This window comes from Gardnerella sp. c17Ua_118 (genome assembly GCF_055804255.1).
On sequence record NZ_JANUYT010000001.1, the window covers coordinates 1,268,239 to 1,287,095 of the forward strand.

At 45.6% G+C, this 18,857-nt stretch carries 19 protein-coding genes and 1 tRNA gene; 15 read left to right on the forward strand and 5 right to left on the reverse strand.

What is annotated here, in order from left to right:
* The first annotated feature begins 82 nt into the window (after positions 1-82).
* The gene (locus NYP69_RS05030) at positions 83-898 is read left to right on the forward strand and encodes a fumarylacetoacetate hydrolase family protein (protein WP_473410694.1); all 816 of its coding nucleotides are present in this window, start codon (positions 83-85) and stop codon (positions 896-898) included.
* Between the two features lie 38 nt (positions 899-936).
* Here the strand turns inward: NYP69_RS05030 and NYP69_RS05035 are convergent, their stop codons facing one another.
* The 3 genes from NYP69_RS05035 to NYP69_RS05045 form a co-directional block, all read right to left on the reverse strand.
* Complete coding sequence (locus NYP69_RS05035) at positions 937-1,737, reverse strand: YggS family pyridoxal phosphate-dependent enzyme (RefSeq protein ID WP_473410695.1); 801 nt, start codon at positions 1,735-1,737, stop codon at positions 937-939.
* A gap of 34 nt (positions 1,738-1,771) precedes the next feature.
* The gene (locus NYP69_RS05040; protein ID WP_473410696.1) at positions 1,772-2,821 is read right to left on the reverse strand and encodes a glutamyl-Q tRNA(Asp) synthetase; all 1,050 of its coding nucleotides are present in this window, start codon (positions 2,819-2,821) and stop codon (positions 1,772-1,774) included.
* A 180-nt stretch (positions 2,822-3,001) separates the two neighbouring features.
* Positions 3,002-3,733: an MIP/aquaporin family protein gene (locus NYP69_RS05045; RefSeq protein ID WP_473413005.1), complete on the reverse strand. Its 732-nt coding sequence runs from the start codon at positions 3,731-3,733 to the stop codon at positions 3,002-3,004.
* Positions 3,734-3,883: 150 nt separating this feature from the next.
* Here NYP69_RS05045 and NYP69_RS05050 point away from each other — a divergent pair, with 150 nt between their 5' ends.
* The 3 genes from NYP69_RS05050 (at position 3,884) to NYP69_RS05060 (ending at position 7,086) form a co-directional block, all read left to right on the forward strand.
* The gene (locus NYP69_RS05050; protein ID WP_165845223.1) at positions 3,884-4,057 is read left to right on the forward strand and encodes a hypothetical protein; all 174 of its coding nucleotides are present in this window, start codon (positions 3,884-3,886) and stop codon (positions 4,055-4,057) included.
* Between the two features lie 282 nt (positions 4,058-4,339).
* A complete protein-coding gene (locus NYP69_RS05055) occupies positions 4,340-6,577 on the forward strand; it encodes an RNA degradosome polyphosphate kinase (RefSeq protein WP_004131519.1) in 2,238 nt (745 codons plus the stop codon).
* 326 nt (positions 6,578-6,903) lie between these two features.
* Complete coding sequence (locus NYP69_RS05060; protein ID WP_004131521.1) at positions 6,904-7,086, forward strand: hypothetical protein; 183 nt, start codon at positions 6,904-6,906, stop codon at positions 7,084-7,086.
* A gap of 114 nt (positions 7,087-7,200) precedes the next feature.
* Here the strand turns inward: NYP69_RS05060 and NYP69_RS05065 are convergent, their stop codons facing one another.
* On the reverse strand, positions 7,201-8,196 hold the full coding sequence (locus NYP69_RS05065) for an FKBP-type peptidyl-prolyl cis-trans isomerase (RefSeq protein ID WP_415680894.1): 996 nt from the start codon (positions 8,194-8,196) through the stop codon (positions 7,201-7,203).
* 284 nt (positions 8,197-8,480) lie between these two features.
* On the opposite strand from NYP69_RS05065, the gene NYP69_RS05070 reads away from it, so the two are divergent.
* The 5 genes from NYP69_RS05070 to NYP69_RS05090 all read left to right on the forward strand — a co-directional run bounded on the left by NYP69_RS05070 (position 8,481) and on the right by NYP69_RS05090 (position 13,186).
* Positions 8,481-10,424: a hypothetical protein gene (locus tag NYP69_RS05070; RefSeq protein WP_116689298.1), complete on the forward strand. Its 1,944-nt coding sequence runs from the start codon at positions 8,481-8,483 to the stop codon at positions 10,422-10,424.
* A 21-nt stretch (positions 10,425-10,445) separates the two neighbouring features.
* A complete protein-coding gene (locus NYP69_RS05075; protein ID WP_473410785.1) occupies positions 10,446-11,465 on the forward strand; it encodes a DUF8094 domain-containing protein in 1,020 nt (339 codons plus the stop codon).
* 75 nt (positions 11,466-11,540) lie between these two features.
* Positions 11,541-12,560 carry a tetratricopeptide repeat protein gene (locus tag NYP69_RS05080; protein ID WP_016835943.1) on the forward strand — a complete coding sequence of 340 codons (1,020 nt, stop codon included), beginning with the start codon at positions 11,541-11,543 and terminating at the stop codon, positions 12,558-12,560.
* A gap of 96 nt (positions 12,561-12,656) precedes the next feature.
* Entirely contained in the window at positions 12,657-12,911 is a 255-nt protein-coding gene (locus NYP69_RS05085) for a hypothetical protein (protein WP_004131529.1), read from the forward strand.
* Between the two features lie 2 nt (positions 12,912-12,913).
* Positions 12,914-13,186: a hypothetical protein gene (locus NYP69_RS05090; RefSeq protein ID WP_004131531.1), complete on the forward strand. Its 273-nt coding sequence runs from the start codon at positions 12,914-12,916 to the stop codon at positions 13,184-13,186.
* Between the two features lie 56 nt (positions 13,187-13,242).
* On the opposite strand, the gene NYP69_RS05095 is transcribed toward NYP69_RS05090, so the two are convergent.
* A tRNA-Met gene (locus NYP69_RS05095) sits at positions 13,243-13,316 on the reverse strand.
* A 380-nt stretch (positions 13,317-13,696) separates the two neighbouring features.
* Here NYP69_RS05095 and atpB point away from each other — a divergent pair.
* From atpB to NYP69_RS05125, 6 genes are all read left to right on the forward strand, one after another.
* Positions 13,697-14,557, forward strand: coding sequence for a F0F1 ATP synthase subunit A (atpB, locus tag NYP69_RS05100; RefSeq protein ID WP_004131532.1), 861 nt, complete (start codon positions 13,697-13,699; stop codon positions 14,555-14,557).
* A gap of 90 nt (positions 14,558-14,647) precedes the next feature.
* Positions 14,648-14,881 (forward strand): ATP synthase F0 subunit C, encoded by a 234-nt coding sequence (atpE, locus tag NYP69_RS05105; protein WP_004105752.1) that lies wholly within the window; start codon positions 14,648-14,650, stop codon positions 14,879-14,881.
* A gap of 60 nt (positions 14,882-14,941) precedes the next feature.
* The gene (locus NYP69_RS05110; RefSeq protein ID WP_004131533.1) at positions 14,942-15,484 is read left to right on the forward strand and encodes a F0F1 ATP synthase subunit B; all 543 of its coding nucleotides are present in this window, start codon (positions 14,942-14,944) and stop codon (positions 15,482-15,484) included.
* A gap of 84 nt (positions 15,485-15,568) precedes the next feature.
* Positions 15,569-16,150, forward strand: coding sequence for a F0F1 ATP synthase subunit delta (locus NYP69_RS05115; RefSeq protein WP_004131534.1), 582 nt, complete (start codon positions 15,569-15,571; stop codon positions 16,148-16,150).
* Positions 16,151-16,166: 16 nt separating this feature from the next.
* The gene (gene atpA, locus NYP69_RS05120) at positions 16,167-17,843 is read left to right on the forward strand and encodes a F0F1 ATP synthase subunit alpha (RefSeq protein ID WP_004131535.1); all 1,677 of its coding nucleotides are present in this window, start codon (positions 16,167-16,169) and stop codon (positions 17,841-17,843) included.
* Between the two features lie 3 nt (positions 17,844-17,846).
* Positions 17,847-18,851 (forward strand): F0F1 ATP synthase subunit gamma, encoded by a 1,005-nt coding sequence (locus tag NYP69_RS05125; RefSeq protein ID WP_004131536.1) that lies wholly within the window; start codon positions 17,847-17,849, stop codon positions 18,849-18,851.
* The last annotated feature ends 6 nt before the right edge of the window (positions 18,852-18,857 follow it).

Here is an 18,857-nt window from a genome sequence, read left to right on the forward strand (position 1 = left end):
TATACAACGGTTGCTTGCGACTTTTCCTAAGTATTTTTCTAAGTATTTTCCTAAGTATCAAATATGTCGTAATCTTAAAAATATGAGAATTGCACGTTTTTCCTATAATGAAGTTCCTCAATACGCTTTCGTTCAAAAAGATGAAGCAGACGGCAAGGATTATTTAGTAGCTCTAGAAGGCCATCCACTAAGCCCTCAAGGAGTTAAACCAACAGGTAAGCGCTACGAGTTAGACGCCGACGGCGTGCGTCTGCTTGCACCAGTGATTCCTTCAAAAGTCTACGGATTGGCAAAAAACTACGATACGCGTTCTGCCGAAGAGCGCGCATCTTCTGCTGCGGCCGCGTCGCATACGGCTGCAGACATGGTGATTTTTACAAAGCCGAGCACATCTGTAATAGGACCTGACGATCCGATTGTTATTCCTGCTTTTTCAAACGATATGAATTTTGAGCCAGAAGTGGCTGTTGTTATGAGCAAAATCGCCAAAAATGTGTCGGCAGTTGCTGCAATGGACTACGTTTTTGGCTTTACATGTGTAAACGACGTAACTTTGCGCGATTGCGCAGGTAGCGACCCAATGTTTACGCGCGCAAAGGGCTTCGACACTTCTTGCCCACTTGGTCCATGGATTACAACCGAGCTAAATTGGCGCGATTCCCATATATCCTTTACGCTTAATGGCAAAGATGTGCCAGAGGCGAGCGGCACTACAGCACGATTGATTCATAGCATTCCACAGCAAATCGCTGCAATTTCAAGCTTCTCAACGCTTCTTCCAGGAGATGTTATTTTGACTGGAACGCCGTATCCTGCAGGAACTTTGCACGCTGGCGACGAAGCGATTGTGCACGTAGATGGCATTGGTTCGCTTCGCAATGTGATTATGCATGCGTAACTAAAATCATCAATTTGACTTAAAACTTTGACTTAATACTACACAAATGCGCGCGGGCCAAAGATTGCCGAACCGATTCGAACCATCGTCGAACCTTCGGCAATCGCCCACGCAAAATCGCCGGACATTCCCATTGAAAGCTCTAATTTTGCAGAGTTTCCATCATGATCTTGCGCTAGTTGTTCACTCACGCAATCTCTAATTTCTCGCAATTTTGCGAAACCACTTCTCACTATTTTTTCATCATTCACGCGCGCTCCAAGCGTCATTAATCCGCGCAAATTAAGCGATGGCAAACTAGATATAGCGAGTGCTTCGTCAATCGCACGTTCTGGAGCGCACCCAGATTTCGTAGCTTCTCTCGAAACGTTCACTTCCAGCATAACGTTTGTGCAAAGTCCCAAATTTTGCGCGCGAGCAGATATTTTTTGTGCAAGATCAATGCCATCAACCGACTGAATCCCATTTGCAAGCGGCAAAACTTTGTTTATTTTATTGCTTTGCAGCTGACCAATTAAGTAGAGCGGAATTTCGCCGTTTACACCAACGCTTAAGCCTTCTTTAGCAGCTTCCTTGCGTAAAATCTCGGCTTTTGCAACAATTTCTTGCGGTCGATTTTCCCCAATTACGCGCACTCCAGCTTTAAGCGCCGCCATAATCTCGCCAACATCTCGCGTTTTAGTTGCAGCAAGCAGCGTAACAGACCCAGCTTTGCGCCCGTAACGCGATTCGGCTTGAGCAATGGTGTCTTGCACGATGTGCACGCCGTCGGCAATTTGACGCGTACGAACACAATCAACCTCAGTATTCGCTAAATCTTTTTGCGTCATATATGCCATTTATTGCCCCAATCTATCAGTCTAAATACATAGTTTAGTCGAGGAAGGGCACGGATTTGTCGGCTAGGTTTGCGCGAACAGAATCCCACGGCGTGTCAAAGTTTTCAAACAACGCAAGCGCATCGTTTGCGCTCATATCTACAGGCTGATTTTGACCAGGATTCCTGTATCCCAAAAGATACATGCAATAGCCAATCATGCGCTCGGCACTCCAGCCAGATTCACGAAGCGCACCAACGTCTAGCGAGTGCTTACTTTTTGCGAGTCGCTCGCCTTGAGCGTTATCAATTAGTGGCAAATGCGCAAATCGTGGCTGCACATAATGCACGCCATGAGCCGCAAAAAATCCCGATTTTTCTAACAGCTCACCAATCCAAATTTGAAGCGCCGCCGAACGCAGCAAGTCGCGTCCGCGCACAATATCATTTACTCCGCTCAAAACATCGTCAACAACAACAGCAAGCTGATAAGAAAAAACGCCATCCGCGCGGCGAATCACCATATCTCCCAAATCGCGATTAATGTTAAACGATTGCGCGCCAAAAATCGCGTCTATAAAACTCACATTTGCTTGCGGCGAATCAGCCGATGGAACAGCAAGTCGCAAAGAATGTTGCTGATTATTTTGCAAACGCTTTTCGATTTGCGCCAAGCCTTCCGCGTTTTTGCGAAGATTTCTGCACGTACCCGGGTAGCGTATAAAGCCGTCGCCTTCTTGCGGCGCTGCAATTGCGCGAATATCGGAACGCGAGCAAAAACAAGGGTAAATCAGAGAATTTCCGTCGTCGTCTTGCAAAGATTCTAGCGCCTCAAGAGCTTCTTGGTAGATTTCAGTGCGCTCATGCTGATAAGTCGGCTCTCCAACCCAATCAAGACCAGCCCAATGCAAATCGTCAATAACTCGCGCGCTGGCATCCTTCGGCATTCGCGCAATATCAAGATCTTCCAGACGCAAAATCATGCTTCCACCTTGCGACTTTGCAGAAAGCCAAGCAGCCAACATTGCTACCATATTGCCAATATGCATGCGCCCAGAAGGAGTGGGGGCAAAACGTCCAATTGCAATAGTTGACTTCGAAAACATTATTCCGTCTTTCTTAATACCTTTAATACCTTTTTTAATAAGCACAAGCTTGCAAAACATAAACTTGTAAAATAAGAAGCGCGTAACGCATTCATACTAGCATTACGCGCTTCTTACAACCGCAATTAACCGTAATTAATCGCAATCAACCGCAATCAATAACAGTTAAAAACAACCGTTTTACGCAAATAGCGACTTAAACATAAGTACGCCCAAAATTGCGCCAGCAATAGGAGCAACCACTGGAATCCACGCCTCACCCCAGCGAGAAGAACCCTTGTGTGGAATTGGCAAAATGGCGTGAAGTAAGCGCGGCATAAGGTCTCGAGCAGGATTCAAAGCAGGACCAGTAGGACCGCCCATAGAAGTCACCAATCCCCAAACAACAAAGCCAACTACGATTGAAGCGCCAGCCAAATTCTTCTCTCCCCAAGGAGAAGTTAGGCAGCAAAGAGCTGCCAAAACAAGCACGAGCGTGCCAAAGAATTCGTTTAGGAAGTAGTTAAGCTTGTTATTGTAAGCATCCGTAGTGCAGAAAGTGCCAAGAATCGCCTCTGGCTCTTCTGTCTCGTTGTAATGTGGCAAATAAGTTACGTATACAATAAGCTGACCGACCAATGCACCCAAAAGCTGAGCCACAATATAAGGTGCAACATTTTGCCAAGGGAACATGCCATTTACGGCTTGTGCAATTGTCATAGCAGGATTTATGTGTGCGCCAGAAATTCCGCAAAACATGAGCACTGGGAACATAACGCCAAAACCATAGCCCATAGCAATGTTTAACCAGCCTGCGTGATGACCTTTAGTGTTTTTAAGTTCAACATTGGCAACAGCTCCATTGCCAAAAATCATAAGAATGGCAGTTCCAATAAACTCGGCTGCCAACATTACTGTAAATGAATGTTGCATGGTCCTTCGATCCTTCTTAATTGTTTTGCTGCTACATAATAAATCATTTTCAAAGAAGCTAAGAAAATGAATTTCAACAATATTGTTTCAGCAATTGTTCTTTGATAGTTTCCCCTAAGAGCCAGACAGTGTGAGGAGCATGGTGCGTGCATGCGTGTAGTGGGAGACTTAGCAGACGGCGGCGAACTAAAATCCACATCAAAAGAGGCTCACCACCTTGGCGAGCCTCTTGTTTACAAAAACAATCTTGCGGATTCATCTGCACAACATCCTCGTTGCAACGGTAAAAGTCTTAAGTATCCGTCCAACGTAATTGGAATCTAACATCCATACATTTTTGTGGGTTACCGCTCTTTTAATTTGTTCTTGTGATTATTATTATCACAACTTTTTACTCAAGAGTAAAGTGCAAAATTGCTTTTGTTAACATATTGTAATTAGTGTTCATTCGCACATAAAAAATAGATGGTTTTGCATCATTTTGTGAACATGCAATGGTTGTCATGTTCAAATGCGTTCACATATTGAAGATATCGGCGTGTCGAGCACTCGCAGCCGCCGACACTCAGTCGCGCACATCCCTTACAGCGCATACAATTACGGAGTATGGTACAAATTTTTGACGCTCCCTCAAAGGCGATTCTGCGCGGACAAATTGCAGAGCACATCGCCGAAGACGAAAAGGCAGAAAAGCGTGAAGCTCGTGAGGGTGAGCTACCGTTGCCAAAAGATCGCTTCTTTGACCGCGAGCTTAGCTGGTTAAAGTTCAATCGTCGCGTGCTTGAGCTAGCGCAAAATACTGATTTACCACTTCTTGAACGCGCTAATTTTGCAGCCATCTTTGCGTCCAACCTAGACGAGTTCTTTATGGTTCGAGTTGCGGGATTAAAGCGTAGAATCGACTCGGGAATCGCAGTAACCGCAGCAAGTGGGCTTAGTCCACGTCAACAATTGCGCGCAATTAGCGAGGTTACGCATCGTCGTCAAGATGAGCATGCGCATTATGTTATTGACCACATTTTGCCAGAACTTGCTAAGCAGCGCATTGTTATGCTCAGTTGGGATAAGCTTACGCAATCCGAAAAAGATAGGCTTTCAGACTATTATCGCAAGCAGGTTTTCCCAGTATTGACGCCACTTGCAGTGGATCCTGCTCACCCGTTCCCATATATTTCTGGCAAGTCAATCAACTTGGCTGTTATTGTAGAAAATCCAAATTCTGGAAAGTCGCATTTTGCTCGCGTAAAGATTCCAGATAATTTGAATCGTCTTGTTCCAGTTGATGATTTAACAGACGAAGAAGGCCGCGAAGAGCGCTACGGATTCATTACTATGGAAAAGTTGATTGCAGCGCATTTGGAATCGCTTTTCCCAGGCATGATTATTAAGGAAGCTCGCTCATTCCGCGTTACGCGTAACGAAGATATTGACGTTGAGGAAGACGATGCAGAAAACTTGCTCAACGCTATGGAAAAGGAGCTTTTGCGCCGCAGGTTCGGACCGCCTATTCGTCTTGAGATTTCCGACGAAGCTAGCCCATTCTTATCGCAGCTGCTGGCTAATCAATTGCGCGTAAGCCCAGAAGAAGTCTATCGTTTGCCTTCGCCGCTAGATATGACGGTTCTTTTTGAATTGCAAGCGTTGGATCGCCCAGATTTGAAGTATCGTCCGTTTATTCCTACTACAAATCGTCAGATTGCAGAAGTGGAAACTAGCCACGCGCAAGATATTTTCGCTTCGATTCGTGAGCACGACATTTTGTTGCATCATCCTTACGATTCGTTCTCTACGTCTGTTCAAGCGTTCTTGGCGCAGGCGGCGGCGGATCCAAAGGTGCTTGCAATTAAGCAAACGCTGTACCGCACGTCTAGTAATTCGCCGATTATCGACGCTCTCGTAGACGCGGCTCACGCTGGCAAGCAGGTTCTTGCGCTGGTGGAGATTAAGGCGCGATTCGACGAAGATGCCAACATTGCTTGGGCACGTAAGCTTGAGCGTGCAGGCGTTCACGTTGTTTACGGCATTGTTGGATTGAAGACGCATTGCAAGCTTTCGCTTGTGGTTCGCCAAGAAGCCGAAGGATTGCGACGCTATTGCCACGTTGGAACTGGCAACTACAATCCTAAGACGGCTCGCCTTTACACAGATTTGGGCTTGCTTACTTGCGATCCTGTAGTTGGTCAAGATTTGACTCGCTTGTTTAATCAGCTTTCGGGTTATGCTCCAAAGTCTAGCTTCCATCGCTTGCTTGTAGCTCCTCGCACAGTTCGAACTGGCATTATTGAGCGAATCCGCAGGGAAGAGGCGGCGGCTCTTGCTGGAAAAGAAGCGTGGATTAAGATTAAAGTCAATTCTGTTGTTGACGAAAAGACGATTGACGCTTTGTATCGTGCGGCTCAAGCTGGCGTAAAGATTGACATTGTGGAGCGTGGAATTTGCTCGCTAAAGCCTGGCATTGAAGGCTTGAGCGAGAATATTCGCGTTCGCTCTATTCTTGGCAGATTCCTTGAGCACAGCCGAATCTACGCTTTTGCTAATTCTTGCGGTCCGCAAATTGGCGACGGCCCTGCAAGCGGACCAGAAGTGTGGATTGGCTCGGCAGATCTAATGCACCGCAACCTTGATAGGCGCGTTGAAACGCTGGTTCGCATAAGCGCCCCAGACCAGGTGGAAGCGTTGATTCAGTACATTGACTTGCAAATGGCGGATTCAACGGTTTCTTGGTGGATGGATGGCGACGGCACTTACACGTTGCATTCTCGCGATGCAGAAGGCAGGCCATTGGTAGATAGCCAGGAATACTTGATTCGCACGCATACGCGTAAGCCGCGCGGTGTTAATTAGCTTACGATTAGCCAAAAGCCAGGGCATTTAGCTCTGGCTTTTTTGCTTCTACTGCCTTCGCGCTTTGCCCAAGATTTGTTACATTTGTCTCGGCGGTGAGACGTTTGTAACGCTGGCGGTTTCCCGACTTTGTACCAAATTTGGCAAATAGTTCGCGCGTTACAGCGCGCTCACGTCTTCGCCGCGCGTAAAGTCCACTGGACTTTACGTTTGAGCGGCTCAGCGCTCTATTCCTCACGGCTATTAGTAGCCGTTCGGCTGATTTGGCGCATAAAGTCCACTGGACTTTATGCCTTAAGCCAAATCACGCTTTGAAGGAGCTTGAAATGCGTTATGCAATTTTCAAGCTCAGTCAAAGCGCTTTTCGCGCTACGCTCAAAGCGCTCAGGCAGGTCGTGTCGTTCGCGCGTTACAGCGCGCTCACGTCTTCGCTTGCGTTGAAAGCACACCGTGCTTTCAACTTTGAGCAAGCTCAGCGCTCCGAATTACCTTTTCGCGCTACGCTCTAAGCGAAAAGGCAGGTCGGAGCGCGTACAAAAATGCCGCGCAAGATTTATTCAAGCGCGGCATAACATTAATCGCAGTTTAATCGCAAGTTAACTTGCAACTGAATTCGCAACTAATCACGAAGCGTAGAGAATATCTACAACAAAGTAAAGCGTTGAATTTGCAGGAATCGTTACGTTTCCTTTTGCGTCCTTCTTGTCTTCTTTGCCATATCCATCTTCTGGCGGAATTACCAAAAGAACTTGTGATCCAACTTTCTTTCCAGCTAAGCCTTTAGTCCATCCTGGAATAACTTGACCAGCCAGCGAGAAGTCTGCAGGAGTGCCGCGCTTCCATGATGAGTCAAATTGGTACAATTTTCCGTCTTTGTCTGTAGTCCATCCAGTGTAGTGAGCGGTTACTGTGCTTTTTTCGGTAACCACTTTGCCGTTGCCCTCAATCAAAGTTTGAGAAATTAGCTTTCCATTTGGCACGTAGTTATTCTTATCTAATGACGGTGCGCCAGACTTATCAAGAGTTACCTTCGGCAGATTTTGCGGAATATCTTTGACCTTGTTGCCTGTTGCGCGATCAAGAGTTTTCATTGCAGAAACAAGAGTTAACACCATTACGTACGCGTCTTGCTTAGTTTGTGGATTTGCAGGAATTCCAAACGCAATCGTGGAATTAATCTTCCTGCCCTTAAGCAGCGTGTAGTAAGACTTGCTAGTAACACCCTTTTTAACAACAATTGAGCAGTCTGGCTTTCCTTGCTTCCATGTGTTCATAAGCTCTTTGCCGCTTTTAGCGTTGTATACAATGCCATTAGCGCATACGCGACTATTTTCTGGGATTTTAGTGCCATTTCCATCTTGCAAAATGGCGTAAGAATTTGGCTTAACATCTATAGGTGCTGTTAACTCAACCTTTGGCTGCTTTCCTAAAGCTCCGCTAGCCTTAACGCCACTTAAAACGCTCATTCCAGCTGCGTTTGCTTCGCTACTTGCTGCGCCATTGCTTGACTCGCTGTTTGCGCTACAAGATGCTAATCCAAAGCACATGGCAATTGCGCTCGCAGTACAAATTACTCGAGTTATAACTGATTTAGTCAAATTTAATTTGGTTTTTGTCATAAGTTTAAGACTATAACTTGCATGTGATTTTGGTGTGATTTAACTAGCGATTTGTGTGCGATTTTAGTGTGATTTAACTAGCGATTTTAGCGCGATTTAAGAGCGATTTAGTCGCAATTCCAGCGTGATTTATTGCGCAAAACATCAAACCTTATAAAAGATTAGTAAAGATTGTAGAATAGATAGCAGTGGATAAAATATAACGAATTTAGAATTACGTTAATAAGTTTGTGCGCGTGCGGGGTGCCTAATTGGCGGCGTGCCAAGCTTAAGAAAGAGGTTTGATGCAACGTCCTACAAAACGAGCTAGGTTTATGCGAGGAGTAGTGGCCCCAATTTTTGGCCTTCTTGCTGCTCTTAGTATTGTTCTTGGTGTGCTTAACGCAACTGTTTGGAAGCCAAGCTCTATTGTTTCGGCGCATGCAAACGTGTATGGGTCTAGATACATTGTTACAGATCCAGGCGTTTTGAATCTTGTTGACTATAGAGTAAAGATTAGCGTTGCGGCACTAAATAGTCGCAAGCCGATTTGCGTTGCAGTTGGCTTAGCTAAAGATGTTCGTGGATGGACTAAGGGTTATTCCGTTCAGCGAATAACGGGCCTTAATAACTGGAGTAGTCTTTCTACCGATGTTATGAAGGCAGACGATAATGCGCGTGTAGATAGCGCAAAAACGGCCGATTCTAAGGTTTCTAAAGACGTTTCTAAAGATGCTTCTAAAGACGTTGATTTTAAGGATTCCGATTTATGGACTAACGCCACTTGCCAAATGGGTTTGGCAAAGTTGTTTGTAAATGCTGCCGACTTTGAGCAAGTGGGGAATGCGGCGGATTTAGCGTTAAAGCAGGAGTCGCAAGAGCAAAATAGTGCGCAAAGCAATGCTCAAAATGGCGCGCAATCGCAGACTTCTCATCAAAAATTGTCGTCGGAGTTGCAATCAAAAATTGCACGCAGGGTTCTTATAATCGATCTTGGTAAGAATTCTCCCGAAGCTTTTGTTGAATTGCGTTGGCGCAGGCATAATCTTCCTGATTTTGCTACTCCTATGTATTTTGTAGGAGCGTTGTTTATTTTGCTATGTGGCCTTTCGGCTTCTGTGTTTGCAATGGCTCCGCATCGCAGGCGAAACAAGCGACTTGTTGCAAGCAGAACGGGATTGATTAGTGTTGAAAACAATAGCCAAGAAGAAGTTAAGTTCTCGGAGGCTTTGGCTGGAACAATAGCTGGCGTTTTTGGTAGCAATAAAGACAAAAAGTCTAAGCATAAAGTGGGCTCTGGTGCGCATGCGCGTCACGGAGTTCACGCAAGAACGCGTACAACAAAGTCGCAAGCCGCTGGAGATTCTTCTATAAGCGTAAAGTCTGGTCTAAATTCTTCCCCTACTGCGGCTTTAGACGAAACAACTGTTATTTCTAAAGATGATTTGCAAGCTTATTTTGCAAGGCTTGCGAGCGAGTCGGGTTCTGATTTTAAGGGCGATTTTGCAGCAGGGAATAATTCTGCAGGGAATAACGTTGCAGGGAATAACGCTGCGGAGAATAATGCAGCGGAGTCTTTCGACTTGTCTAGCGCGAATCAGTCGGAGCAATCGAAGGATTTGCATGAATCTGCGGAATCTAGCGAATCTAGCGAATTTAGAAATTCGGGAATTGCAGGGAAGTCTGGAAAATCACAAAAATCACAAGGCGCATCTAAATCACAAACTGGGTTTGCAAAAAAGCGCTACAAGAAGGAATCGTATAAGGATCGCAAGAATCGCAACGATTGCAAAGAAAATTTTGCTGACGACTCCAAGAAGACCAATCGCGGTGAACATAAAAATCGAGATGGCATAATGGATGCAGAGTATCGTAAAGACAACGATAATCGTAAGCGCGATAATCGCATTGGCGAAAATCTTGGCAAATCGTCGGAGGCTGGCGATTCGAGTAGCGCAAAGCCTGGTGAAGCAAGGCGCAAGTCGCGCAACCAGTTTAACCAGCGTGACAACAGAAGCCAAAATCGTGGCAAAAATCGCAAGTATAAAGGCTCAGAGAATCGCACGAGTGGCTATGCAAGTGGCGGAAATACCAACGGCAACAAGGTCAGCAATAACGCCAGCAATAATGCCAATCGTGGTGCAAATGGCTCTAATAATGCTAGCCATCAAAATGGCAGCCGCCAAAACGGTCCTCAAAATGGTTCCCAAAGTGGCTCCTCAAAACCTTCAAAAAACCGCAAAAAGTAACGTATTTTGGAAAGTGTGACTATGTTTTATGCGCATAAAATCAAGCACTACGCGCGTTTTGCGTGTGCTTCGGTAATTGCTTCGGCAATGTGCCTTACGCTTTGCGCTTGCGAAGGCCAAGTTCCTAAGGCTGCAGAAGGCTCTAGCGTTAAAGAGCTTCCAGACGTAACTCCAATCAAAGAAAAAGATATACGTTTAAGAGTTTTGCGCTCTTTAGAAAAAGCTAACGAAGAGAAAAACGCAAGTAATCTTGCGGAATACATGAGTGGCCCTTCGGCTCTTGTGCGCGCAAGTGAGCTGGCGATTGCTGCAAAAACGGGCAAGCTAGATGCAAAAACCACTATTCCGCGTGAAGTTGCTCAAACAATTGTGCCAACAAACGCAAGTTGGCCGCGCGATTTAATGACAATTACCACAACAACAAAAGACCAGCAGTCTAAACGTTTGTTGGTGATTCGCCAAGATAGCGCGCGCTCAAATTACAAGCTTTGGGCTGTTGCAAGGCTTTTCCCTGGTGTGCATTTGCCAAAATTCCCAGTTCCTTCAATCGGAGCTTCTATGGGCAAAGCTAATGATTCGGGGCTTGTTATGTCTCCACACGCGGCTGTTACAGCGTATGCGGATGTTTTGCAAAGGGGAGAATCGAGCAAGTTTGCAAAGTATTTTGCTAATGATTATTTGCGATCAAAACTAAGCGAGCTTTCTAAAACAGTTCAAGCTGGAATGGAGCGAAATAAGGGATCTCAAGAACAAGTTTTTACTCCTGTAACAAACCAGATTAGCGTTATGCGCGCAAGCGATGGGAGTGATTTGGTTATTGCTCGCATTGATTCAGTTTGGACTAGAAAAGCTGGAGAAGGCCGCGAATCTAGGCCAGCTTCCGACGAAGAAAAAGCGTTATTTGGGGATTCTAAAGCTACTTCTACAATGCGCGTAACTTATGTGAACGTTGTTGCTATGGTTGTACCTCCTGCTGGCTCGGATGCAAAGATTATTCCTGTTGGGGCGGAGCGTCAGCCTATAAAGGTAGAGGCGTTGTAGAAGCGCCTTAGGCTTTCTGTAATGCGTTTAACGTTTTAGAGATATCTGTAAAGCAATATAAGCAAAAGAGGAAATATGGTTGATTCACAATCTATGGGTATGAACCCAGGCGGATTTTCGCTTGCTGGTGCAGTAGACCTAGAAGGCGTAAAGCGCAAGGCGGAGGCTCTTGCAAAGCGCGAAGCTGCCGAAAAATCTGGCAAACCGCAGTCTAAAATTCCACTTGCAGGCGGATACGTGATTGATGTTAACGATCAAACTTTCCAAGCAATGGTTCAAACTTCCGTAAGTTTTCCAATTATTTTGCTTGTTTGGCAAAAAAGTGACGAAACTTCTTACGACTTAGCGCAAAAACTTGCGGATTCCGTTAGTGCCTTAGATGGCAGAATGCAACTTGCGCGAATTGATGCGGATGAAAGCCCATCGATTGCTCAAGCTTTGCGCGCGCAGCAGCTTCCAGCTGTATATGGATTGGTTGGGGGCAGGCCAATGCCTATTTGCCAAGGATTGCCTAGCGAAGATGAGTTGAATCAGATTTGTAGTGCCATTTTGCCGCAATTAGTTAAGGTTGCAGAAAAGTCTGGTGTTGCTGGAACGGCTCCTTATATTGATTCGGCAGATTCTGGCGTAGATGATAATGCGGCGGATTCTGGCGATTCTGCGGATTCTGGCGATTCATCCAGCATTCCCCCTGAACACAAAATTGCACACGATGCAGCTATGAATGGCGATTATGCTCTTGCTGCGCGCGAGTATGAAAAAGTATTGCAAGATAATCCGAATGATTCTTTGGCGTCTCGTGAGCGTGCAAAGGCTTTGCTTCTTAGCAGAAATACGAATACAAATGTGGAGGCTGTGCGCAAGGCTGCTGGCGATAATCCTGGCGATGTTTCCGCTCAGCTTGCTGTAGCAGATGTAGATATGATTGATGGCCACATTGATGATGCTTTTGGCAGGCTTCTTGATTTTCTTGCTTCTCACAAAGATTGCGCAGAGGTGATTAAAGACCGCATGCTTGAGTATTTTGCAATGCTTCCTGCTGGCGATGAGCGCTTGAATCGCGCTCGCCGCCGCCTAGCGATTCTCCTTTATTAATACATCAGATATCTTGTATTACTTGAGTAATTTTTTGGTAATACCTCGGTGATAATCTAGTATCAATAGTCTTCGGCTTATGCGAGGTGTTTGTGAATGAGGGTTTATATATTGCCGCGCGTTCATAAGAGGCATCCAGAACTCACTGATGAAGATGTTCTTACAGCATTTCATAGTGTAATGATTGATGCACGCAGAGATAATGAAACCTGGGTATGTATTGGTCTTGATTCTCGTGGTAGAAATGTTGAGATTGTATACAAGCAGATTGGTGAAGATGTGTTGATATATCACGCAATGACTCCGCCAACTAAAAAGATTAAAATTGAGTTAGCTAAAAGAAGGTATTGAAAATGAACGAAGAGAGTCTACTAAGAAAATTTGGAATGACATCCGAGCAAATTGACAAGGATGTTGAGATTTTGGAAGATGAGAACCAAGATGATGGAGTAATAGGACCTGTATATTATGGGCTACATATGGCCTCTGCACAAGATGAACCTTTAGTTAGTATGACAATAAAACTACCTAAAGCGCAGCTTGAAAGCATAACAAAAGCTTCGAAAAGTTACCATATAAGCAGAAGTGAATATGTTCGCAGAAAGCTTGCAGGAGCTGTTAGTTAGTAAAAGAAAAGCCAAGATTCGCATTCGTGAGAAATATGCGATTCCTGGCTTTCTAGTAGCGGGGCATGGATTTGAACCATGGACCTCTGGGTTATGAGCCCAGCGAGCTACCGAGCTGCTCCACCCCGCGTCGGCTACTTTTAGCAGCTCTATCTACGATAGGGGCAAATTTGGATTTGTCAAGTCTTCGGCGTGTTTCTCGCATAATTTTATCGCGCAAGCAGTTTAATTTTAAACAAATGTGGAGTATAATAAACAAGTGACTAAAGCGAGTTATTAAGAATTTGCGTACTTGATATAATCGCAACACTCGTTAATAATCAGCAATATAACTCAAATATAACTCAAATGTACAAACTAAGAGTATAATCAGCTTTTTAGAGATATATTTTCGTTTCGCACATATGTCAACGAATGAATTTACAGGATTTACGGTTTTACAAACTAGCTTGTGAATAACTTTATACTTAATGCAACTGTATTGTAAAAGAGTCCTACAAGGAGGCACGAATGAGTGGAGCTATCGAAGTTTTAGCGAAAGCTGCGCATATAAATGTTGCGGCGTTGCTAGCTTCAGCAAAGCCAGAGATGCCAAGCATTAATGACTTTTTGCCGCCAGAGATTTTATTCCAAGGCACACCTTTTGCCATGAATCGAATTATTATGGTGCGTCTTATTATGGCCGTAATCGTTATGATTATTTTTGGCATTGGAGCAGCCCGCGCAAAAGTGGTTCCAGGAAGATTCCAAAGCGTGCTAGAAATTCTAATGGACTTTGTGCGATTTAACATTGTGTACGAAATGATTGGCGAAGAGCGCGGAAAGCGTTATGTGCCAATGATTACAACCCTTTTTATAACAATATTCTTCTTTAATCTTTGCTCAGTTATTCCAGGCTTAAATATGGCTGCAACCGCAACTATTACAGGGCCATTAGTGTTTGCTCTTTGGGTTGTGTGCCAATACTTAATCACTGGAATTAGAGAAAAAGGATTCTTAACGTTCTTCCGCGAATCCTTGTTCCCAGCAGGAGTGCCATGGCCGATTTACTTTATTCTTACGCCATTGCAGCTGCTGGAATTATTGATTGTGCGACCACTTTCGCTTACAATCCGTTTGTTTGCGAATATGATTGCTGGCCATTTGCTGGTGGCCACTTGCCTAGTATTCACCAACTTCTTTGTGGTGGATTCCAGCAATAAACTCCTTGCCTTAGGCGGTGCATTATGGCTGCTTGGTGGCATTCTGTTTACAGTATTCGAAATAATAGTCGCAGGCTTGCAGGCGTTTATTTTTACAGTTCTTGCATCTGTGTATATTTCGGAAAGTTACCCCGAGAAAGAAGAAAAATCTGCTGTTGCTGTTGCATAGATAGTTAAAACTAATTAAAGCAAACAAATAAATCAGGTTTAATAATCTTAGGGTTTATAACTGGTTACTGTTCCTAAAGAAAGGAAACCAATGAATAGTATCATCGCTCTCGCAGGATTGACGGGCAACCTTAGCATTCTCGGCTTTGCCGTTGCTACTCTTTCCCCTGCTATCGGAATGGCAATGGTTGTATCCAAGGCTATGGAATCCACTGCACGTCAGCCAGAAGTCGGCAACCGTATTCAGTTGTTCATGTTTATTGGCTTGGCATTCATCGAGGTTCTGGGCTTGCTCGGATTCGTTGCCTACATTATGGGAAGCTGAACCGAACGAAACAACTCGTTCCAACGCATACAAGTGTTGAAAGAATAGAAAGGACAAGCCATGGCATATGCAGCCGAAACTAATAAACTGGCGTTGTTCTTGCCGGAGCCTTACGACGTTATATGGTCGCTGGTTATTTTAGTTGTTCTTGCAGCGTTTTTCTACAAGTTCGTTATGCCTAAATTCCAGGCAATTCTTGATGAGCGCGCAGAAAAAATCGAAGGCGGAATGTCTAAAGCAGCCAACGTGCAGCGTGAAGCTGATGAGCTAAAGAGCCAGATGGAAGAAGAACTCGCCCAAGCTCAAGCAGATGCTGCGAAGACTCGCGAACAGGCTCGTGCACAAGCTTCCAAGATTGTTGATGAAGCAAGACAGCGTGCAGAGAAAGATGCTGCGAAGATTATTAGTGAAGCTCAGCATTCCATTGAAGCTCAGCATAAGCACGCCATGACTAGCCTCCAAGGAGAAGTCTCGGTACTCGCTGCGGCGTTAGCTGGAAAGATTCTTGCTTCTAAGCTAGATGACGATACCGTAGGCTCCAAAATCATTGATCATGTGATTGATGAAGTAGGAGACGTTAAGGATTCGGCGCAAAACAAGTAGTCAAAGCAAGCTTTCACTAAGTCTTAAGTTTTATGTCTTAGTGTTGCTAATGCTACTTAGTTTTGCATAAATGAGGAGGTACGGATGCCAGAAAAGGCATCGCGAGTAAGCGAAAACTTATCGCGTTCTTCGCTTGCGCAAGCCATTTCAGACGCTCATGACGAAGCTCAGCGCATATCTGATGAGCTTTCAACAATGATGGATACGATCGAAAAGTATCCAGAGCTTTCTGATGCCATTACCGATCCAAATAGGTCTTCGGAAGATAAGTCTCGCTTAATCGACGAGCTTATTGGAGGTAAGGCGCATCCCGTTGTTTTGCGCATTATGCACTACCTGGTGGGAACTTGGCACGGTGGCGCAGAAAGTGGCAAGACGGGCAGCTTTGGCGGCGCATGGTCTGGTTTTGAGCGCGAAGCAGGCGAAACTTTGGTTACTGTTACAACCGCTCAGCCTCTTACGGATAAGCAAATCAAGCGTTTGATTGAGATTTACAGCAATAAGTTGGGTCATCGTGCGTACATAAACCCAATCGTAGATCCAAACGTGCTTGGTGGAATGCGTATACGTATTGGCGATCAAGTAACAGACCGCACAATGTTAATGCAGCTTAAGCAGCTGCAGCGTTCTGCGCGCAATGGCGCTTGGACACAGGCAGTGAAGTAATAAATTAAGGAGAATTATGGCGGAACTATCTATTGATCCCGCCCTTATACGCAAGGCACTTGACGGGTTTGTTGACTCGTACAAGCCAGCAGACATGCCAACGCAAGAAGTTGGATATGTTGTTACGGCTGGTGACGGCATTGCGCACGTAGCTGGATTGACTGGCTGCATGGCAAACGAGCTGCTCACCTTTGAGAACGACACCTTGGGCCTAGCGTTTAACCTTGATGCTCACGAAATCGGCGTGGTTATTCTAGGCGATTTTACGGGCATTGAAGAAGGGCAGGAAGTTTACCGCACTGGCGAAGTGTTATCTGTGCCAGTGGGAGACGCCTATCTTGGTCGTACAGTAGACCCATTGGGTAATCCAATTGATGGTCTTGGTGCGATTGAGTGCAAGGAGCGTCGTATTCTTGAAGCCCAGGCTCCAGACGTGATTCATCGTCACCCTGTGGACGAGCCTTTGTCTACTGGCTTAAAGGCCATTGACGCAATGACGCCAATCGGCCGCGGTCAGCGTCAGCTGATTATTGGCGATCGTCAAACTGGTAAAACAGCAATCGCAATCGATACGATTATTAACCAGCGCACAAACTGGGAAAGCGGAGATCCAAAGAAGCAAGTTCGTTGCATTTACGTAGCAATCGGACAAAAGGGTTCAACAATCGCTGCTGTACGTCAAAGCCTCGAAGAAGCAGGCGCTATGAAGTACACAACAATCGTTGCAAGCCCAGCTTCGGATTCTGCAGGTTTTAAGTACATTGCTCCATACACTGGTTCTGCAATTGGACAGCATTGGATGTACAACGGCAAGCATGTTTTGATTGTTTTCGACGACTTGTCTAAGCAAGCAGAAGCATATCGTTCGATTTCTTTGCTTCTTCGTCGCCCACCTGGGCGTGAAGCGTACCCAGGCGACGTGTTCTATCTTCACTCTCGTCTGCTAGAAAGATGCGCAAAGCTTTCCGACGATATGGGCGGCGGCTCAATGACTGGCTTGCCAATTATTGAGACCAAGGCAAACGATGTTTCTGCATACATTCCAACCAACGTGATTTCTATCACCGATGGTCAGATCTTCTTGCAGTCCGATTTGTTCAACGCGGGTCAGCGCCCAGCAGTCGATGTTGGTATTTCCGTGTCTCGTGTTGGTGGTGCTGCTCAGGCTAAGGCTTTGAAGAAGGTCTCTGGCATGCTTAAGATTTCGTTGGCTCGTTACAAGTCTTTGGAATCTTTTGCAATGTTTGCTTCCGATTTGGATGCAGCTTCCAAGGCTCAGCTCACTCGTGGCGCTCGCTTAACCGAGTTGCTTAAGCAGAAGCAGTTCTCGCCTCGTTCCATGGAGCAAGAGGTTGTTTCCGTGTGGGCTGGTACTCATGGAAAGTTAGACGACATTCCTGTAAAAGACGTGCTTCGCTTTGAAAGCGAGATGTTGGATTATCTCGATAAAGGAACCGACATTTTGCAGGTGATTCGCGATACCGAGGACTTTACAAAAGAGACAGAAGCAAAGCTTGATGCAGCAATCGAAGATTTCCGTAAGTCATTTAAGACTTCTGCAGGAAAGCCTTTGATTGTTAAGGATTCTTTGCCTCCTGCTGAAAATCCTGCTCCTGTTGAGAAGGAAAAGCTTGTTGCAAAGCCAAAGTCGGATGGTCGCGATTCAAGCAATAACGAGTCTGAGGGGAAGTAGCGTATGTCTTCCCAACTTGCATTGAAATCGAGAATTATTTCCACACAGTCTTTGGGTAAAATCTTTAAGGCTCAGGAAATGATTGCGTCTTCGCATATTGCAAAAGCGCGAGATATTGCGCTTAATGCTAAGCCATACAGCGACGCAATTTTCGATGCCGTGCAGGCGTTGGTAGCTCATCACGAAGCAAACATTAAGCATCCAATCTTTGGAAAAGAGCGTGCGGGCAATCGCGTAGCCGTGCTGGCGTTGACTTCCGACCGCGGAATGGCGGGCGCGTTTACGTCTTCGATTATTCGAGAAACCGAGGCTCTGCTTACAAAGCTAGATGCCGAAGGAAAGCACGCAGAGTTGTACGTGTATGGTCGCCGAGGTGCAACCTATTACAAGTATCGTAATCGCGACGTTGCAGGCACTTGGGAAGGGTCTACGGATCATCCTGATGTAACAATCGCAGAGCGAATCTCCGATACTTTAATGGACGCGTACATGACTCCCGAAGAAGATGGCGGTGTTAGCGAGCTTTACATTGTGTTCACTGAGTTTATAAACATGGTGAGGCAAAAGGTTCGTACGCTACGCATGCTTCCAGTTGAGCTGGTTCCGTTAAAAGACGGCGAAGAGTTTGCTATGCATAGGCCTGACTACGAGGCGGCTTCTGGCCCTTCTGCTTCGCTTTCGTCTACGGGTGCGGTTTCGGCGCGTGAAGAAGCTGTTAGTCGCAGCAATCCAGATGCTGTGGAATATTGCTTTGAGCCTAGCCCAGACGAGGTTTTGGATGCGGTTTTGCCAAAGTATATTCAGTCGCGTATTCACGAATGCTTGCTTACATCTGCCGCTTCCGAAACAGCTAGTAGGCAAAATGCTATGCACACGGCTACAGACAACGCCCGCAATTTGGTGGATGATTTAACGAGAAAGCTTAATGCTTCTCGCCAGGCTTCCATTACACAAGAACTTACCGAGATTATCGGCAGCGCTGATGCGCTGAATAATGAGGAGGAATAGGAGCAT

Excerpts from the sequence above, each read along its gene's own strand:
- NYP69_RS05090 (WP_004131531.1), top strand. The coding sequence starts at position 12,914 with ATGAACGAAGAGAGTCTACTAAGAAAATTTGGAATGACATCCGAGCAA.
- NYP69_RS05035 (WP_473410695.1), bottom strand. The coding sequence starts at position 1,737 with ATGGCATATATGACGCAAAAAGATTTAGCGAATACTGAGGTTGATTGT.
- NYP69_RS05060 (WP_004131521.1), top strand. The coding sequence starts at position 6,904 with ATGCGTTATGCAATTTTCAAGCTCAGTCAAAGCGCTTTTCGCGCTACG.
- NYP69_RS05050 (WP_165845223.1), top strand. The coding sequence starts at position 3,884 with ATGCGTGTAGTGGGAGACTTAGCAGACGGCGGCGAACTAAAATCCACA.
- atpE (WP_004105752.1), top strand. The coding sequence starts at position 14,648 with ATGAATAGTATCATCGCTCTCGCAGGATTGACGGGCAACCTTAGCATT.
- NYP69_RS05070 (WP_116689298.1), top strand. The coding sequence starts at position 8,481 with ATGCAACGTCCTACAAAACGAGCTAGGTTTATGCGAGGAGTAGTGGCC.
- NYP69_RS05125 (WP_004131536.1), top strand. The coding sequence starts at position 17,847 with ATGTCTTCCCAACTTGCATTGAAATCGAGAATTATTTCCACACAGTCT.
- NYP69_RS05075 (WP_473410785.1), top strand. The coding sequence starts at position 10,446 with ATGTTTTATGCGCATAAAATCAAGCACTACGCGCGTTTTGCGTGTGCT.
- NYP69_RS05115 (WP_004131534.1), top strand. The coding sequence starts at position 15,569 with ATGCCAGAAAAGGCATCGCGAGTAAGCGAAAACTTATCGCGTTCTTCG.
- NYP69_RS05080 (WP_016835943.1), top strand. The coding sequence starts at position 11,541 with ATGGTTGATTCACAATCTATGGGTATGAACCCAGGCGGATTTTCGCTT.
- NYP69_RS05045 (WP_473413005.1), bottom strand. The coding sequence starts at position 3,733 with ATGCAACATTCATTTACAGTAATGTTGGCAGCCGAGTTTATTGGAACT.
- NYP69_RS05030 (WP_473410694.1), top strand. The coding sequence starts at position 83 with ATGAGAATTGCACGTTTTTCCTATAATGAAGTTCCTCAATACGCTTTC.
- NYP69_RS05040 (WP_473410696.1), bottom strand. The coding sequence starts at position 2,821 with ATGTTTTCGAAGTCAACTATTGCAATTGGACGTTTTGCCCCCACTCCT.
- NYP69_RS05110 (WP_004131533.1), top strand. The coding sequence starts at position 14,942 with ATGGCATATGCAGCCGAAACTAATAAACTGGCGTTGTTCTTGCCGGAG.
- atpA (WP_004131535.1), top strand. The coding sequence starts at position 16,167 with ATGGCGGAACTATCTATTGATCCCGCCCTTATACGCAAGGCACTTGAC.
- NYP69_RS05085 (WP_004131529.1), top strand. The coding sequence starts at position 12,657 with ATGAGGGTTTATATATTGCCGCGCGTTCATAAGAGGCATCCAGAACTC.
- NYP69_RS05065 (WP_415680894.1), bottom strand. The coding sequence starts at position 8,196 with ATGACAAAAACCAAATTAAATTTGACTAAATCAGTTATAACTCGAGTA.
- NYP69_RS05055 (WP_004131519.1), top strand. The coding sequence starts at position 4,340 with ATGGTACAAATTTTTGACGCTCCCTCAAAGGCGATTCTGCGCGGACAA.
- atpB (WP_004131532.1), top strand. The coding sequence starts at position 13,697 with ATGAGTGGAGCTATCGAAGTTTTAGCGAAAGCTGCGCATATAAATGTT.